Source organism: Streptomyces sp. NBC_01571, from assembly GCF_026339875.1.
Classification (GTDB): Bacteria; Actinomycetota; Actinomycetes; order Streptomycetales; family Streptomycetaceae; genus Streptomyces.
The window spans coordinates 984,579-1,001,569 of sequence record NZ_JAPEPZ010000001.1; the positions used below are offsets into that span (position 1 = coordinate 984,579).

The following is a 16,991-nucleotide window of genomic DNA, read 5'->3' on the forward strand; positions in this document are numbered from 1 at the left end:
AGTCCGCGACGTACGCGCCCGGACCGGCCCACTCGTTTGCGTCGAGAACTTCACCCGATCGAGCCACAGGTCCACTCCACTGACGCCTCGCAGGCCGCCGCGCCGCCGCCACGAAAACCCTTCGATCCAGCGCTGACATGGGAAATCAGCTGCTCCTGGGCATGATTGACGGATCGTCGGATACCCGATACGACTGACCTCGTTCGGCCCCGCACGCCCCACCGCGCCCGACCGTCCCAGGAGGCTGCATTGCGAGGATCTCTCATCGACCCCGAGGCCACCGCCGGGCACAGACGCGCGCGCAGAGCCGCGGGTGTCCTCGTCTCGGCGGCACTGATGTTCCCGATGCTCGGCGCGGCCCCGGCGGCCGGCGTCGACCAGGCCTCCTCCGCGCGGCTGCAACGGGCCTTCGCCGGCGCGGCCGCCGAGTACCACGTGCCGTTGAGCGTCCTCCTGGGCGTCTCCTATCTGGAGTCCCGCTGGGACGCACACGCCGGTGCGCCCAGCGTCAGCGGCGGCTACGGCCCCATGCACCTCACCGACGCCCGGACGGCGATCGCCGGTGCAGCGCACCACAGCGAGGGCACCGAGGACGCCCGCGGCGACAGCTCCCGCGCGCCCGTCGTCCCCACGACGAAGGTCCCGGAGAACGCCCAACTGCCCGCCCGGCTCAAGACGTTGACGAAGGCGGCCGAACTCACCGGGCTCCCGGCCGAGCGCCTGCGCACGGACGCGGCCGCGAACGTCGAGGGCGGCGCCGCGCTGCTGGCCGCCGCGCAGAAGGACCTCGACGAGCCGCTGAGCGCGAACGCGGCCGACTGGTACGCCGCGGTGGCACGCTTCTCCGGCGCGGACGACAGTGCGACCGCGGCGACGTACGCCAACGACGTCTACGGCGTGATCCGTACGGGCGCCGAGCGCACCACGGACTCCGGCCAGCGGATCACGCTCGCCGCCCAGCCGGCCATCGGCCCTGACACGGCGCAACTGCGGCGGGCCGGACTGCGGACGGTCTCCGCCGCCGGCACGGAGTGCCCCACGACCGTGTCCTGCGAGTGGATCCCGGCCCCCTACGCGGAGTTCGGCGACGGCGACTACGGAAACCACGACCTCGGCAACCGGCCCGCGTCGCAGGGCATCAAGTACATCGTCATCCACGACACCGAGGGCGCCTGGGACGGCGTGATCAACCTCGTCCAGGACCCGACCTATGTGTCGTGGAACTACACCCTGCGCTCGACCGACGGGCACATCGCCCAGCACGTGAAGGCCAAGGACGTGGCCTGGCACGCGGGAAACTGGTACGTCAACGCCAAGTCGATCGGCCTGGAGCACGAGGGCTTCCTCGCCTCGCCGGACGCCTGGTACACGGAGGAGATGTACCGGGCCTCGGCGCGGCTGGTGACTTACCTCGCCAAGAAGTACGGCGTGCCCCTGGACCGGCAGCACATCCTGGGGCACGACAACGTTCCCGGTCCGACGACGTCCACAATCCCCGGGATGCACACGGACCCGGGTCCCTACTGGGACTGGGAGCACTACTTCGCCCTGCTGGACCACCCCTTGTACCACCGGACGAAGGCGGGCGGCGGCCTGGTCATGGTGCTGCCGGACTTCGCGGCGAACAAGCCGCAGTACACCGGGTGCGTCACCAGCGGCCAGGCCTGCGCCGCCCACGGCTCCAGCGAGGTGCGCCTCCACAGCCTGCCGTCCGACAGCTCACCGCTGATCAAGGACATCGGGCTGCGGCCGAACGGCGCCGACTCGACCATCGACGTGAACGACGTGGGCTCGCGTGTCTCCACCGGTCAGCAGTACGCGGTCGCCGACCGTGACGGGGACTGGACGGCGATCTGGTACCTGGGTCAGAAGGCCTGGTTCAAGAACCCCAAGGCCCACCCGACGGCGGTGAGCACGTCGGGACAGGTCATCACGCCCAAGGCGGGTCTCGCGGACATCCCCGTGTACGGGCGCGCCTACCCGGAGAAGGAGGCGTACCCGGCGGGCATTCCGGCCCAGGCGGTGTCCCCGTTGTCGTACAAGCTCCTCGCGGGTCAGAAGTACGTGGTCGGTGACAAGGTGCCGGGCGAGTACTTCTACTCGCCGACCTTCGACACGACATCGCACAAGGTCGTGACCGGGAAGGACATGTACTACGAGATCCAGTTCGGACACCGCGTCGAGTTCGTGCGCGCGGCGGATGTGGACGTGACGCGCTCGCACTCCTAGCAGCGGCACGCCTGAGCGCCTCAGGGGCCGGATCCGCTCACGGCGGATCCGGCCCCGTGCCGTCCCTCCGTCCGGCACGCGGAATTCCTCGCCATGACCGCCGTGTTGCTCTGATGATCGCCGACCGTTCCCGCATGGAACTGGCGTTCGACAGAGTTGCCGTCAACGATGGAGGAGCCCCGTGCCACTGACCTCGACCCCCTTGCGGAAGCTGGGCTTCCTGACCATCGGGTTGTTCGACGAGGCCGACCCCCGGCGGGGCCACGAGTCGACGCTGGAGATCATCGAGCTGGGTGAGCGGCTGGGCTTCGACAGCGCGTGGGTGCGTCACCGGCATCTGCAGTACGGCATCTCCTCCCCCGTCGCCGTGCTGGCCGCGGCCTCGCAGCGCACCAGCCGGATCGAACTCGGCACCGCGGTCATCCCGGTGGGCTGGGAGAACCCCCTGCGGCTCGCAGAGGACCTGGCGACCGTCGACCTGCTGTCCGGGGGCCGCCTCAATCCGGGTGTCAGCGTCGGCCCGCCCATGCACTTCGACCAGGTCAAGCAGGCGCTCTACCCCGACACCGCCGAGGCGGAGGACTTCGGCTACGGACGTGTGGAGCGGCTGCTGGACTTCGTGCGCGGCACACCGGCCACCGACTTCAGCGGCGTCGAGGGCTTCGAGGTGTTCTCCGACCGCGTCCAGCCGCAGGCGCCCGGCCTCGGCCGCCGCATGTGGTACGGCGGCGGCAGCCTACGGTCGGCGCGGTGGGCGGGCGAGCACGGGATGAACCTCCTGACCAGCAGTGTCGTCAAGGCGGAGGAGTCGGAGGACTTCGCCGAGGTGCAGCTGTCGCACATCCGGACCTTCCGCGCCCACCATCCCGACCGCGACCGGGCCCGGGTCTCCCAGGGCCTGGTCGTGATCCCCACGGACAGCGCCACGCCCGAGCAGCGCAAGAAGTACGAGGAGTACGCGCGGGGGCGCACACCGCGTACCGCGGCCCCGCAGGGTCCGGCCCGGATGATGTTCGCGCCCGACCTGGTCGGCACCTCCGAGGAGATCGCCGAACGTCTCTACGCCCACGTGGCGTTCCAGGAGGTCGACGAGGTCGCGTTCGCGCTGCCCTTCACCTTCGCGCACGAGGACTACGTCCAGATCCTCACGGACATCGCCCGCGGGCTCGGCCCCGCACTGGGCTGGCGGCCGGCCGGCTGAACGCGGCGGCTCAGCCCTGCTGGAAGAGCTCCGGGGGCAGCGGCTTGAGCAGCGCGTACAGGTCGTCGGTGATGGGGCGGTCCCAGGCGGCGATGGTCACGAGCACGTTGTCGCTGCGGTCGAACTGCACGCAGGAGATCCGGGTCTCGGAGAGCTTGAGACGGCGCACGATGAGGAGGTTGTCACCCTGCATCACCGGCATGTCCTCGACCCCGGTGACGGTGACCTCCTCGTCGTTCTCCAGCGCCAGGAGCAGCTGGGCCACCTCGAACGGGATCTCTCCCTCCTCGACCTCCCGGGCCGGCGAACCTTCGGGCAGATTGCCGATGATCATCGCCGGGCCGCGCCCGCCGAAGAGGTCGTAGCGCAGGAAGACACCCTGGCAGCTGCCGTCGGGAGCGGGCAGCAGGCCCGCGCCGAGATTGCCCGGCCAGTCGCCCGGATCCATGGCCAGAACGTCGAAGTCGGGACCGGCGGGCGTGGCGCTGCGGCGGCGGAGGAAGGACATGCCGCAATGGTACGTGTCCGGCCGCCGGCCGGGGCCCGGGGGCGTCTCCCGCACGGGGCTACGCGGGTGGCTGTTCGCCCAGCGCCGCCGCCAGTCCCGTACGGTCCGTGCCCACCTTCCGGTAGACCGCCGAGAGCAGCCGGACGACGGACGGCTCGTCGATGTGCAGTTCCTCGGCGACCTGGTCCGCGGTGCGGCCCCCGGCGGTGAGCGCGGCCGCCGTGCGCTCCCGGGCGGTGAGCGTGTCCGTCTCGGTGCTGTGCAGTCTGCGCGGGCGCAGCCCTGCGGCCGCCAGCTCGTCACGGGCCTCTTCGACGAGCCCGTCGGCGCCGCACTGTACGGCCGCGTCGAGCCCTCGGTAGAGGTGTTCGGCGGCTTCCTTGGGGCGGCCCGAGCGGCGCAGCTCGGTACCCAGGGCGACCAGGGCGCACGCGAGTTCGTACGCGGCCGGGGAGCGCTCCAGGTGGGCCACGGATTCTTCGAGGAGTTTGACGCGAGCGGAGCCCGAGGAGACCTCGGCGGCGGCCCGCAGTGCCTGGCCGACGGCCGAGGGGGCGCCGTACTGGCGGGCGCGCTGCACCGCTTCGTGGGCGGTGGCGACGGCGCGGTCCGGTGCGTCGTGGCTCTCGGCGCGGGCCAGGTGGAGCTGCCACGGGCACCAGGAGGGGTTGCGGATGCCGCGTGGGTCGAGGCGGCGGCCGGCCGCCGCCAGCTCGGCTGCGGCGTCCTTGGTGAGGCCTCGGGCGAGCAGCAGTTGCCCGTACACGATCTGGGCGTCGGGGAAGGTCACGGCGGCGGGGAAGGGCGCCCGGAACGCGTACTCCTCGGCGGTCCGGGCGGCCTCGGCGACCCGGCCGCGGGCCAGCAGGATCTCGACGAGGGTGGCGACGGCGTACCAGTGGACGGGGGTGCCGGGCCCGACGCGCTCGGCGAGCCGGAAGCCGGCGCGGACGAAGTCCTCGGCCTCGGCGAGCCGGCCGCGGCGGTAGCGGACGTAGGCGAGGATCGTGTAGCCGAAGGAGAGGTGGGCGCCGTGCCAGCCCTGGCTCTCGAAGTCGGCGATGCCGGCGGCGAACAGTTCCTCGGTGCGTCCCGGGCGGTCCGCGTACATGAAGGTGAGGGCGACCAGGATGGGCACTTCGAAGCCGCGGTCGGCCTCGGCCCAGCCCAGGCCGCCGGCGAGGGCGCGCTCGGCGTGTTCCAGTGCGACGTGGGCGGGTTCGCCGCGCAGTGTGGCGTCCCAGGCGCGCAGGCCGATGACATAGCGCTCGGTGAGGTCGCGGCCGGTCAGTCGGTCGGCGAGGCGGGTCAGCCGGCGCGAGCGGGCGGGCGAGTCGGGCTCGTCGGCCCGGAAGGCGTCCCACATGAACTGCTCGGACTGCATGCGCAGCCGTACCCGGGCGTCCGCGGTCATCCGGCTCTCCCGGGCGAGCGTCTCGGAGGCCTCGGCGAGCCGGTCGCTGTGGGCGAGGACCTGGGAGAGCCGGTAGACGACGTTGTGGCGCAGCTCGGGGTCGGTGATGGGTTCCTCGAGGGCGGCCCTGAGGTGGTTGACGGTGGTCGCCGGTTCGGTGAGCAGGGAGGCGCAGCCCAGTTCGTACAGGACGGCCGCGCGTTCCTTGAAGGGCGGTGGTTCGCGCAGGGCGCGGGCGAGGTAGCGGCGGGCCGCGTCGGGGGCGCCGGCGCGCTGGGTCTCACGGGCGGCGGCGCGCAGTTGCTGGACGACCCAGACGTCGCCGTCGGGGTGGCTCTCCATGAGGTGGCGGGCGGCGGCGGAGGGGCCGAGGCCCTCGTTGATCACGCACCACGCGGCCTGGCCGTGCAGGGCCACGCGGACACCGCCGGGGATGGCGCGGTAGACGGCGGTGGCGACCAGCGGGTGCACGAACTCCAGGGTGTCGGCGCCGGTGAGGATCCGGGCGCCGCGCAGGGCGTCCGCCGCGTCGGCGGCCTCCTCGGAGCCGAGTCCGGCGACGGCCGCGGCAAGGGGCGGGGCGATCTCCGTGCCGAGCACCGCACAAGCCCAGGCGAAGCGGACGGTGGAGGTGCCCAGGCGTTCGAGGCGGGCGATCAGGCCGCTGCCCTTGACGGCGGCGGCGAGGTCGCGCAGCAGGTGTGCGCCGGCTTCCGTCGGGACCAGCCCGCGGTCGCGCACCTTCGCGGTCAGTTCCACCGCCTCGAAGGGGTTGCCCGCCGTGACCGCCCAGCACTCCCGGCAGAACGCGTCGTCGGCCTGGGCGCCGAGGTCCTCGCGCACCAGCCGTGCGACGGCGGCGGCGCTGAGTGGTTCGAGATCGACGGGGCGCTGGCCCGCACGCCCCGGCAGGACCCTGAACGACTCGGCGTGGTCGGGGAGTTCATCGGGCCGGTAGCCGACGACGAGCAGCAGCGGGAGTTCCTCGGCGCGGGGCGCGAAGGCGGCGAGCCAGCTCAGCGACTCGGGGTCGGCCCAGTGCGCGTCGTCGAGGACGAGCACCATCGGGGCGCGCTGGACGGCGAGGTGGGTGAGGACCCAGTCGAGGCCGGCGCGCAGACCCTGCTGGTCGGGCGGAGCACCCTCGGCGGCGGCGCACAGGCCGAGCGCGGGTCCGACGATGGCGTACCAGCTGCCGAGCGAGGCGCGGAGTTCGGCCTCCGAGAATCCGGCGAGGTGCGGTTGCAGGAGTTGACGGGCGACGTGGAAGGCGACGCGCTGTTCCTGCTCGCCGCCGCGTGCGGACAGGACGGTGCAGCCCTTGGCCGCGGCGCGCCGCCGCACCTCGGCGAGGAGGGTCGTCTTGCCGATCCCGGCGCGTCCGGCGAAGGCGAGGAGCGCGCCGCGGGGCCGCTCGGGTGCTTCGGAGCCGTCCTTGCGCAGACCGGTGAGCTCGCTCAACGCCTCCTCGACAGCGGTGAGTTCACTCTCGCGTTCGTAGAGAGTCCTTCTGCTGCGTACGCTGCGCTGTCCCATCCTCCACCCCCTGGCCACGGTGGTGCGTCCTGCGCGGGGAGCGGGTGCGCACCGTGACCTCCAGGCACCTCAGCGTACGCCGATGGCGCCTTCCGGGGAGCCCTTACGGTCGCTGACGAGCGGATCTTTCGTCAATCCCGTGCGGCGGACGCGGACTTCCCGTCCCGTGGGGGTGACGGGCCCCGCGCACGTCGTTCCGGCGGGCCGGCGAACGCTTTCGGCGGGCAGCATGTTCGGGTGGGAATGTCCCTCGCGGGTGCCGCCTCCCAGGCGCACCGGGACCGCGGCCGTCCCCTCGCCCGTGGCGTCCCGTGCGGCCATGACGGGCATCTCCCTCGCGGCGGGCATGACGTCGTCGAGCGTCGGACGGCCGGCCGTGGCGCGCTCTTCGATGCCGGACCGCATCCGGGAATCCGGTCACGGTGACGGCTTCCGCCGGTCGCGAGCTGGGGCCGGCCTGACACGGGGATCTCTGATCCCGGCTTGATCGCCGTCCTCGATCACGGATCCCCGGTCCCCGAGGACGGAACGGGGTCCGGGTGATCCGACGATCCGGGACGCATCACGATTCGTGATCGGTGCCAGATCGGATTGCGTCTTGGACAGCCCCCGGCCCGGTGTTGGACTGGATCCGCGGCGGTTCCCGGCCCTGAGGCCCGGGACCGTACGGCATCAGTTCAACCTCGATCCAGCGGAGAACACCATGCCTCTCATCCACGTTCAGCAGACCCCCGGCAAGACCGCCGAACAGAAGGCCCAGTTGGTCCGTGACCTGACCGACGCGTATGTGCAGGCCACCGGCAGCAAGCCGGAGAGCGTGTGGCTGACGGTGCAGGAGATCGGTACCGACAGCTGGTCGATCGCCGGCGAGACGCTCGCGGCCCGAGCCGCCAAGCGCTGACCCCCGGACCCGTCGGCCCACCAGCCCCACACACAACCGCCGTTTCCGGGACGGCGCTTCCTGGACGGGGGGTCGGACACTCCCGACGCCACCTACGAGGGAGCTTCCCGCCGGATCCGGTGGGAGACCGGGCAGTCCGCGTATCCGATCCGCCATGCCGGTGCGGATCGAGGGGCATCAGCGGTCGCCGCTGACGGACAAGGAGCCGATCACCGCCCCGGCCACAGACGATCCGGGCCGCCCGCCGGAGCTCCTCGGCAGGGCGCCCGGCCTCCCCCATCGGGCCGGACGGCGGGGGCGGAGATCGTCCGGACGCCGGCCCCCTCCGGGTGGGTCCGCCCCCGGCCCACTTTTGACCAAGGAAGTCGTCCGTCATGAAGACCGCATCGACACGTGCGCCCTACGCGCTGCTGCTCGCCGTTCTGTGCTCGCTGAACGCCGGTGGACTGTTCGCCTCCGACATCAATCTGCCGGGTGTGCCGGCCACCGCGCACGCCTTTCACACCCCGGTCGCGTCCGTGCAGTGGACGTTCAGCGCGTTCATGATCGGCATCGCGGTCTCCCAGGCGGTCTACGGGCCGGTCTCGGACGCGTACGGCCGCAAGGGCGTCATCGTCTCCGGGCTCGGCCTGTTCGTCGTGGCCTCGCTGGTGTGCGCGGTGGCGCCCACGGTCGAGGTGTTCGGTGCCGGCCGGCTCCTCCAGGCGCTGGGCGCCGGGTCGGGCATGGTGCTGGGCCGGGCCGTGATCAGCGACTTGTACGAGGAGAGGGACGCGGCCCGGATGTTCGCCACGGTCATGCCGATCGTGGGTGTCTCCCCGTCCGTCGCTCCCCTGGTGGGCGGCTATCTGACCACGTACGTCTCCTGGCGCGCGGCATTTGCGGTGACCGCCCTGCTCGGCCTGGTGACGCTGGTCGTGATGATCACCTCGATCCCCGAGAGCCTGCCGCCGGAGCGGCGCAGCAAGCACCTCGGCACCACGCTGAAGGCCTACCCCAAGCTGCTGACCCGTCCGCTGTTCTGGGCGTACACGATCAACCTGGCGGTGGCGTACGGCGGTTACTTCGGCTACCTGGCCGCCTCCCCGCTCGTCTTCGAGAAGATGGGCCTGGCCACCCAGACCACCAGTTACTGCTACATCACCGTCTCGATCGCGTACGTCGCGGGCAACCTGACCTCGCGCACCCTGGTCCGCGCGCGGCCTGTTGACCGACTGCTGTGGATGGGCCACGGATTCTTTCTCGCCGGTGCGCTGATGATGCTCGGTCTGGGGCTGAGCGGGGCCGGCCGGCCCTGGGGTCTGCTGGTCCTGGTGTTCATGCCGGTGATGACCTTCGGCAACGGCTTCCTGCTGCCGTTGTCGATGAGTGCGGGGGTGACGGCTTTCCGCTCGACGGCGGGATCGGCGTCCGGCCTGATGGGCGCCCTCCAGTTGCTGGCCGCCTCGCTGGGAATCTTCCTCTCCAGCCGGCTGCCGGCGGGCGATCTCTCCGCCCTGGGCTGGTTCGTCATGGCCGCCGCGGTTCTGGGAACGGCCGCCTTCGCTTTGTTCCTTTCGCTGGCGGCGCGGCAGCCCTCCGCTCCACAAAGGTGTGACGGCGAATTCCGCGGCGCCGGCACGGAGGCCGGTGATCTGCGGGGAGTTACCGCCGACTGAAGGGAATCCGGGCAGTGAACAAATACCTGCCCCAGTGAATGAAACCGCATGGCCTCAAGAGCGAACCCGCCCGGTGGCGGGTGCCGTCGATCGGTGTGCGAGGATTCTCTCGCGGCGATCCCGCGAGCAAGAATGTTTCACCGTTCAATAATAGGGATCGCCCTGATGGATGGGGGGATCCTGTGGAACTGCGTCAGATTCAGTACTTCGTCACCGTTGCCGAGGAGCTGCATTTCGGCAGGGCGGCCGAGCGGCTGCACATAGGCCAGCCCGCGGTCAGCCAGCAGGTGCGCCGGCTGGAGCGGGAGCTGGGCACCCAGCTCTTCGACCGTTCCGGTCGCACCGTGACCCTCACCCCGGTCGGCCACGCCCTGCTGCCCGAGGGCCGCGAACTACTGAAGGCGCGGGACTCCTTCGCCGCCACGGCGCAACGGCTCACCACGCCGAGCGCCGCCGCCTTCCGTGTCGGCATCAGCTCCGCCCTGGGGCCCCGGCTGGACGACTTCCTGGACGCGCTACCCGACCGCGGCGCCGGCACCCGCTTCGAGTTCCAGACCCTCGACGCCCGCACGCGCCTGGAAGAGGTAGGTGCCGGACGGCTGGACGCGGCCTTCGTCCGCGGCCTCGAACACGCTCCTGGCCTGCGACTTCTCGGACTCTGGCACGATCCGCTGCTGGTCGCGCTGCCCGCCTCGCACGCGCTGGCCGCACACCGCCGCCTGGATCTGGCCGATCTGGCCGGGCTGCCCTTGCGCATCGCCTCCCGCGGGGAGAACGCAGTGCTCTTCGACGCCGTCGTCGCCGCCTGCCGCGCAGCGGGTTTCGAGCCGACCTTCGGCCCGCCCTCCACCCGGCTCCAGGACACCCTCGCCGAGCTCGGCGCGGGCGCGACCGGCTGGACCCTGATGTACCCGACAGCGGCAAACACGGTGTCCTCCCGCCGGATCTCCCTGCTTCCGCTCATCGGAGATCCCCTCACCATCCGCATGTCGCTCGCCGTACGGGAAAACGCCGACCCGGCACGCCTGGAGTTGCTGACGGCAGCAAGTGCACGGGTTCGGCGGAAAGTCGCGGGGGAGAACTGAGTCATCGGGCATGGCGAACTCTTTACCCTCCCGTTGATCTTCACTTGAAGACATGCGATACGTTATGAACAGACGAACTTCCGGCTTACGCCTTCGCCGATGTGCTTTCCGGCTGAAAAGTATGGGCAGTTGAACCGTGAAGTTCGCCAACGGGGTGATGTGACGGGGGATGCCGCTCGAGGAAAATCCTCCGAAATAACAGCGTGTTGAATCCCAGGCAATCCGTCGCGTCATGTCGCGACGGATTCACACGCGGCTGTCACCCCGCCAACTGCATGCGCCATACATGGAGGGGTAATGATCGTCAATCTTGATGTGACGCTGCGCGACGGGGGCTACCGCAACAACTTCGACTTCCCGCTGGACTACGCACTGCACCACGCGCGTGAGAGCGTCGCCGCCGGCATGGAGTGGGTCGAGATCGGCTACCGCAACGGCTCGTTCAAACCCAAGCCCGGGATCGGCCGTACTGGCGTGGGCGCCGACGACTACATACGCGCGGTCGCCGAGGTCGTCTCCCCCGACCGTCTCTGCATGATCCTGCACCCGAAGAACATCACCGAGGACGACCTGCCGCGCATGTACGATGCCGGCGTCCGCCTCATCCGGTTCTGCCTGCCCTCCGGCGCGCCGGAGCACGGGCTCGCCCTGCTCTCCCAGGCCGACGGGCTGGGCTTCACCACCACCGTCAACATCACCCGCGTCAGTCAGCTGGACCGGCGCCGACTGGTCGAACTCGCCGCGCTGTCCGGCGACGCCGGCGCCGACGTGGTCTATCTGGCCGACTCCAACGGCAGCATGCTGCCCCGCGAGGTGACCAACTGGTCACCCTGGTCCGCTCGGTGACCGACGCGGCCATCGGTCTGCACGCCCACAACAACCTCGGCCTGGCGCTGGCCAACGCCATCGCGGCCGTCGACGCGGGAGCCACCTGGATCGACTCCTCCATCCTGGGCATGGGCAAGGGCCCGGGCAACCTGGTGACCGAGCAGTGGCTGGCCTACCTCGGCCGGCGCGCCGACACCGACGCGTACGACCTCGGCCGGATCCTCAGCCTCGCCCACCGCATGGAGTCCCGGATCCCGGAAGCCACGCCCTCGCTGCCACTGCCCGACCTGGTCCTGGGGCACTTCGACCTCTCCGTCGAGGAACGCGCCAAGCTCCCCGTGGACCGGATCGGCGACGCGTTCTCGGCGGCCCGCGAACTGACCGCGGCAGGCGCCCGGTGACTTCGCGTCCCCCGGGGCCGGCGCTCGCTGCCGCGCCGGCCCCGGCCCCGGCCCTCGCCGTGCTGGGCGACGCCGACGCACCGCGCCACGCGGTCGTTCTCGCGCCCGTCATGCCCCGCTGGGACCACGGCTCGTTCTTCCACCAGGTCGCCGAACCGCTGCTCACCTCAGGACACCGGATCACGGTCTACGACACCCTGTCCTTACTGTGCGACGGTGACGACCTGAAGGCCCTCGTGGACCGCTGGGGGCGCCACCTCGCACCGCACGCGGACGGTGCGTGCGGCCCGTCCCCGGCCGTGGCCCCCGACCTGCTGGTCGGCAATGCCCTGGGCGGCGCCGTCGTCCAGGCCCTGCTCACGCACGAGTGGACCCATCACGCCAAAGTGCTGCTGCTTTCCGGTCCGTCCGTCGCCGACGACGAACTGGACACGAAACTGGAACGGATCGCCGCCGCCGTCCAGGCCCAGGGCCTTCCCTCGGCGCTGCGACTCCTCGAAGAGGCCGTCCGCGGCCCCGGCCGGCAACCCGGCGCCACCACCCTCCCGCGCACCGAGCCCGACGCCGGCCAACCCCCCGATCCCGAAGAGGAGTTGGCGGGGCGACGACTGTCCGCCGGCCTGCGGCTGCTGCACGCGGCCGATGTCCGCGGCCCTGTACGGGACTTCCCGGGCGCCCTCCTGCACGTGTACGGCGAACGGTCCCTGCTCGTCCAGCGCAAGCACTTGGCCACCGGACCCGGCCCGCGACACCACCTGACGGGCGTACCGCAGGCCGGAATGCGCCCCCACGCCGACCGGCCCGCCCTCACCCGCGACACCCTCACCCGCTTCCTGGGAGCTGAACACTCATGAACCGCAAGACCGTCGCAGTCCTGCCCGGCGACGGAATCGGACCGGAGGTCCTGGACGCCGCGCTGCCGGTGATCGAGACACTCGGCCTGCCCGTCGACCTCGAATTCGGTGACATCGGCTGGGAGTACTGGCGGAGCGAGGGCACCCCCGTTCCCGACCGTACCTGGGACCTGATCGGCCGCAGCGACGCCGTGCTGCTCGGCGCCACCACCAGCAAGCCACGCCGCGAGGCACTCGCGGAGCTGGCTCCCGAACTGCGTGCGTCTGCCCCGCAGTACATCTCGCCCATCATCCAACTCCGCCAGCGTCTCGACCTGTTCGCCAATCTGCGACCGGTGGAGAACCACCTCGGCGGCGGCACCCCGTACCGCTTCTGCGTGGTCCGGGAGAACACCGAGGGTCTGTACGCGGGCCTGGACTGGAACCACGTACCGGACGAGATGTGGCCGCTGGTCGCCGACCACCCCAACGTCCGCCGCAGCGGCCGCCCGGGCGCAACGGCCAGCGTCCGGCTGCAGACCTCGCACGGCCTGGACCGCATCCTGCGCTTCGCCTTCGAGACCGCCCGCGGCCACGGCTACGAACGGGTCACCCTCGCCGACAAGCCCAACGTCCTGCGGCACAGCAGCGCGTACGTCCTGGAACGGCTGGAGGCGATCGCCGCCGACTACCCGGAGATCCCCTTCGAGGTCCTCAACGTGGACGCGGTCGCCCTGTGGATGGCGCGCCGCCCGGAGCGCTTCGGCGTGATCGTCGCCGAGAACATGTTCGGCGACATCCTCTCCGACCTCGGCGGCGGCGTGATGGGCGGACTCGGCCTGGCGCCCAGCGCCAACATCGGTGAGGCCGGCAACTACTTCGAGCCGGTGCACGGCAGCGCCCCGGCGATGGCCGGACACGGGCGCGCCAATCCCGTCGCGGCGTTCCTCACCATCGGCCTGTTGCTGGAGCACCTCGGCTTCGAGGGCGAGGCGCGTGGTGTCCGGGACGCCGTACGCCATGTCACCCGCCGGCGCGACCGGGTCACTTACGACCTGGGCGGTGGCGCCACCACCACCGAGGCGGCCCAGGCGGTCATGGACGCCTGCCGCGAGGTCCCGCACGCCCCGACCTCAGCCGTCGTCACCATCGGGGACGAACTGCTCCGCGGTGATCTGGAGGACTCCAACGCCCGTGTCGCCTCGCGGATGCTCGCCGAGCGCGGCATCCCGGTCCGCGTCCGCCACACCATCGGCGACGACGAGGCCGGCATCGCCGACGCCATCCGTCCCTCCCTCGGCCGCGACGACGTGATCGTGGTGATGGGCGGGCTGGGCCCCACCTCGGACGACGTGACCCGCGGTGCCGTCGCCCGCGCGCTGGGACGCCCGCTCGAACACCGCGAGGAGGCGTGGCAGGGTCGTGGACCGCCTCACCCGATTCGGCGTCGCCATCCACGACGACAACCGCCGTCAGGCACTGTTCACCGAGGGCGCCGACCTGCTGCCCAACCTCAACGGTACTGCCTGGGGCTGCCGGACCCAGGTCCAGGAAAGCACCGTGATCATGCTCCCCGGGCCGCCGCGCGAATGCCTTCCGATGCTGGAGTCCGTGCTGCGCGACGGCCTGTCGCACCTCCCCGACCCCCCCGAGGTGACCGCCGTCTTCCGCCGCACGCTCGGCCTCATCGAAGCGGACGCGGCAGCCCTCGTCGATGAACTCGTACGGGACAGCGGTGTACCGGTCAAACCCGCGTACCGCTGGCACTACCCGTACGTCGACATCCGACTCGGCTGCCCGCCCGAATCCGCCGACGTCATGGCCAAGCGCCTGGACACGGCGCTCGCCGACCACGTCGTCACCGACCGGGACCGCACCGCCGTCCAGGAGCTGGCGCTTCTGCTCGACGAGCGCGGCCTCGTCCTGGACATCGACGACCAGCTCACCGGGGGCGTCCTCGCGGCCGAAGTGACCCGCGCGCGCCGGAGCGGCGAAGGCTCGGGCTCACTCGGCGTCTCCCTCTCCGGCGTCTGGCGGGGCGGGGGCCGTACGACCTACACCGGAACGGTCGCCATCACCTGCGTCGTCCGCGACGAGACCGGCGAGCGCGCCCACACGTCGACCGTCCCCCATCGCGGGGCCGAAGTCACCACCTACTTCACCGAGTTCGCGGCATGGTCCCTCACCCGGCACCTCACCGGCCGCGCCCACCCGCTCACGGAGGAATCCGCATGACCACCGCTCCCGTGGAAACCGAAGCGCTGCGCGAACGCATGGCCGGGCTGGACACGGCCGCCCTCTCGGACGCCATGGACAGCCTGCGCACCCCGCCCGGCGTGCTGCCCGGCATCGCGGCGCGCACCCCCGGCAGCATCGCCTGCGGACCCGCCTTCACCGTCCGCTACCGCGAGGTCGACGACGACACCGGCTTTCGCAACGCCGCCGACTACATCGACGACGTGCCGCCCGGTTCGGTCGTCGTCGTGGACAACGGCGGCAGCCGCATGTGCACCAACTGGGGCTCCCTCCTCAGTTCCGTCGCACTGCACCGCGGCGTCTGCGGAACGGTCGTGCACGGCTCGGTACGCGATGTGAAGGAGAGCCGCACCGCCGGGTACCCGCTGTTCAGCACCGGTGTGACGATGGTCAGCGGCAAGAACCGGGCGGTGCTGGACCGTACCGGCGCCGAGGTCGACATCGCGGGTACGTCCGTCCGCCCGGGCGACTGGATCTTCGCCGACGACAACGGCGCGCTACGCATCCCGGCCGACCTCGTCGAGGAGGTCGTCCGCCGCGCCGAGGCCGTGGAGCGTACGGAGTCCCGTATCCGGGCGGCGGCGCTCTGCGGCGACAGGCTGGACGAGGCACGCGCCCGCTTCGGCTACGCCCGTCCCTGGGAGGACAAGGGCGACCATGACGACCACTGAAGACACCGGGCGGCCCAGTCCCCCGCCCTTACAGGACGTCGGCTTCATCGACGTCCACTACCACGTAGGTCCGGACGCGTATCTGCGCCGCCACACCGCCGCCACCGCCGGTGCGATCTACGCCGGGCACGGGGGTTGGGTCGTCCTCAAGAACCACCTCGGCTCGACCGCGGCCCAGGCATGGGAGGCCCGCCAACAGGGGTTGCCCGTCTCCGGCTCGATCGTCCTCAACGCCCTGGCGGGAGGATTCGACGCGCGGGCCGTGGAACAGGCCGTCATCCAGCACGGCGAGGACAGCGGACTGCGCCTGATCGTCCATCTGCCCACGGTCACCGGCCGCACTCACCGCAGCCGGCTGACCCGCACCCCCTCCCAGCTCCTCGCCGGGGGCCTGCGCCCGCTCACCGTCGCCGACGACAGCCGGGTGTTGCGCACGGAGGTCCGTGAGGTCCTGCGCGCCGCACGGGATCTGCCGGTGGTCATCTCCACCGGCCACGCCGACGCCCACGAGGTGCGACTCCTGGTCGACGAGGCCGTACGGCTGGACCTGCCACGCCTGATGCTCAACCAGCCCGCCAATCCGATGACCGGGCTGACCTGCAAGGACCTCGTGGAGGTGGCCGCCGCGGAGCAGGTATGGACGGAGCAGACCGCGCTCACCCGACTTCTCGAATACCAGGACCTGTCCGACTTCACCGACGTCCTGTCCCTCCTGCCGAGGGTCGTCTACAGCTCCGACCTCGGCCAGCCGTCCCAGATGGACATCGAGCCATGGCTGGAGTGGAGCCGGTCGTCCTTCCACCAGGCCGAGTTGACTCCTGAACGGATCGCGGAGATCACCCGCACCGAGCCCCTGAAGATGCTGAGCCTGTGACCGCGCCCCCCGTCCTGCCGGACGTACAGGCGGGAGGCCGCCGCCCCCACCACCTGCCAGTGCTGAATGCGACCACACCCTGAAAACGCAGGAGTGGCCGGGCGGCCGGTGGCGGGGGCGGTACGCCGGAGCGCGTCGCCCCCGGTGGGCGCGCCTCGCCGAAGGGCCCCGCGGGGAACGGCCCTTCGCAGACGGCAGCCGTCTTCGTTCGGCGCGGGAGGTGCCGGCCGTCTCCCGGGTCCGGTACGGCTCGGCACCGGCCGGGGGACGGGGTCACCGCTCGCGTGTTCCTTCTCCTCGTGCGAGGCGCCGGCTCAGGTCAGATCGAACTCGCCCTCGCGGGCCCCCGACACGAACGCGCCCCACTCGGCGGGCGTGAAGATCAAGGAAGGGCTCTCGGCGCGGCCGCTGTTGCGCATCGCGATGAAGCCCTCGACAAAGGCGATCTGGACGTCACCTCGCCCTCGGCTGCTGGACTGCCACTCGGCGTTGCTCAGGTCCAGCTCAGGCTTGTCCCAGCCCGCGAGCGGGTGTTGCTCGATGGTGCTCTCGGCCACGTCCGTGCTCCTCCCGGTTCGTCGTCCGCCGCCAGCCTA

The 16,991-nt window shown here is 71.4% G+C and carries 16 protein-coding genes; 12 read left to right on the plus strand and 4 right to left on the minus strand.

Annotated features, from left to right (window positions below):
* Nucleotides 1-249 precede the first annotated feature (249 nt).
* Nucleotides 250-2,229 carry an N-acetylmuramoyl-L-alanine amidase gene (locus OHB41_RS04540; RefSeq protein ID WP_266696652.1) on the plus strand — a complete coding sequence of 660 codons (1,980 nt, stop codon included), beginning with the start codon at nt 250-252 and terminating at the stop codon, nt 2,227-2,229.
* A 181-nt stretch (nt 2,230-2,410) separates the two neighbouring features.
* Nucleotides 2,411-3,430, plus strand: coding sequence for an LLM class flavin-dependent oxidoreductase (locus OHB41_RS04545; protein ID WP_266696653.1), 1,020 nt, complete (start codon nt 2,411-2,413; stop codon nt 3,428-3,430).
* Nucleotides 3,431-3,440: 10 nt separating this feature from the next.
* Here the strand turns inward: OHB41_RS04545 and OHB41_RS04550 are convergent, their stop codons facing one another.
* From OHB41_RS04550 to OHB41_RS04560, 3 genes are all read right to left on the minus strand, one after another.
* Nucleotides 3,441-3,938, minus strand: coding sequence for a hypothetical protein (locus tag OHB41_RS04550; RefSeq protein ID WP_153292346.1), 498 nt, complete (start codon nt 3,936-3,938; stop codon nt 3,441-3,443).
* A gap of 58 nt (nt 3,939-3,996) precedes the next feature.
* A complete protein-coding gene (locus OHB41_RS04555) occupies nt 3,997-6,888 on the minus strand; it encodes a helix-turn-helix transcriptional regulator (RefSeq protein ID WP_266696654.1) in 2,892 nt (963 codons plus the stop codon).
* Between the two features lie 69 nt (nt 6,889-6,957).
* Complete coding sequence (locus OHB41_RS04560) at nt 6,958-7,293, minus strand: hypothetical protein (RefSeq protein ID WP_266696655.1); 336 nt, start codon at nt 7,291-7,293, stop codon at nt 6,958-6,960.
* A 298-nt stretch (nt 7,294-7,591) separates the two neighbouring features.
* On the opposite strand from OHB41_RS04560, the gene OHB41_RS04565 reads away from it, so the two are divergent.
* The 10 genes from OHB41_RS04565 (at nt 7,592) to OHB41_RS04605 (ending at nt 16,395) form a co-directional block, all read left to right on the plus strand.
* Nucleotides 7,592-7,789 (plus strand): tautomerase family protein, encoded by a 198-nt coding sequence (locus OHB41_RS04565; RefSeq protein WP_266696656.1) that lies wholly within the window; start codon nt 7,592-7,594, stop codon nt 7,787-7,789.
* 374 nt (nt 7,790-8,163) lie between these two features.
* Nucleotides 8,164-9,447, plus strand: a complete 1,284-nt coding sequence (locus OHB41_RS04570) for a multidrug effflux MFS transporter (protein WP_266696657.1) — start codon at nt 8,164-8,166, stop codon at nt 9,445-9,447.
* 182 nt (nt 9,448-9,629) lie between these two features.
* A complete protein-coding gene (locus OHB41_RS04575) occupies nt 9,630-10,532 on the plus strand; it encodes a LysR family transcriptional regulator (protein WP_266696658.1) in 903 nt (300 codons plus the stop codon).
* Between the two features lie 297 nt (nt 10,533-10,829).
* The gene (locus OHB41_RS52550) at nt 10,830-11,378 is read left to right on the plus strand and encodes a beta/alpha barrel domain-containing protein (RefSeq protein ID WP_526024889.1); all 549 of its coding nucleotides are present in this window, start codon (nt 10,830-10,832) and stop codon (nt 11,376-11,378) included.
* Entirely contained in the window at nt 11,375-11,761 is a 387-nt protein-coding gene (locus tag OHB41_RS52555; RefSeq protein WP_526024890.1) for a hydroxymethylglutaryl-CoA lyase-like TIM-barrel protein, read from the plus strand. Before OHB41_RS52550 ends, OHB41_RS52555 begins: the two co-directional genes overlap by 4 nt.
* Nucleotides 11,758-12,615 carry a hypothetical protein gene (locus OHB41_RS04585; RefSeq protein ID WP_266696659.1) on the plus strand — a complete coding sequence of 286 codons (858 nt, stop codon included), beginning with the start codon at nt 11,758-11,760 and terminating at the stop codon, nt 12,613-12,615. The genes OHB41_RS52555 and OHB41_RS04585 overlap by 4 nt, the downstream gene beginning before the upstream one ends.
* Nucleotides 12,612-14,312 (plus strand): isocitrate/isopropylmalate family dehydrogenase, encoded by a 1,701-nt coding sequence (locus tag OHB41_RS04590; protein WP_266696660.1) that lies wholly within the window; start codon nt 12,612-12,614, stop codon nt 14,310-14,312. Before OHB41_RS04585 ends, OHB41_RS04590 begins: the two co-directional genes overlap by 4 nt.
* Nucleotides 14,248-14,829: a hypothetical protein gene (locus tag OHB41_RS04595; protein WP_266696661.1), complete on the plus strand. Its 582-nt coding sequence runs from the start codon at nt 14,248-14,250 to the stop codon at nt 14,827-14,829. Before OHB41_RS04590 ends, OHB41_RS04595 begins: the two co-directional genes overlap by 65 nt.
* Nucleotides 14,826-15,521: an RraA family protein gene (locus OHB41_RS04600; RefSeq protein WP_266696662.1), complete on the plus strand. Its 696-nt coding sequence runs from the start codon at nt 14,826-14,828 to the stop codon at nt 15,519-15,521. Before OHB41_RS04595 ends, OHB41_RS04600 begins: the two co-directional genes overlap by 4 nt.
* A complete protein-coding gene (locus OHB41_RS04605; RefSeq protein ID WP_266696663.1) occupies nt 15,508-16,395 on the plus strand; it encodes a DUF6282 family protein in 888 nt (295 codons plus the stop codon). Before OHB41_RS04600 ends, OHB41_RS04605 begins: the two co-directional genes overlap by 14 nt.
* Before the next feature lie 314 nt (nt 16,396-16,709).
* Here the strand turns inward: OHB41_RS04605 and OHB41_RS04610 are convergent, their stop codons facing one another.
* Complete coding sequence (locus OHB41_RS04610) at nt 16,710-16,952, minus strand: DUF397 domain-containing protein (protein ID WP_153292344.1); 243 nt, start codon at nt 16,950-16,952, stop codon at nt 16,710-16,712.
* Nucleotides 16,953-16,991: the final 39 nt, after the last annotated feature.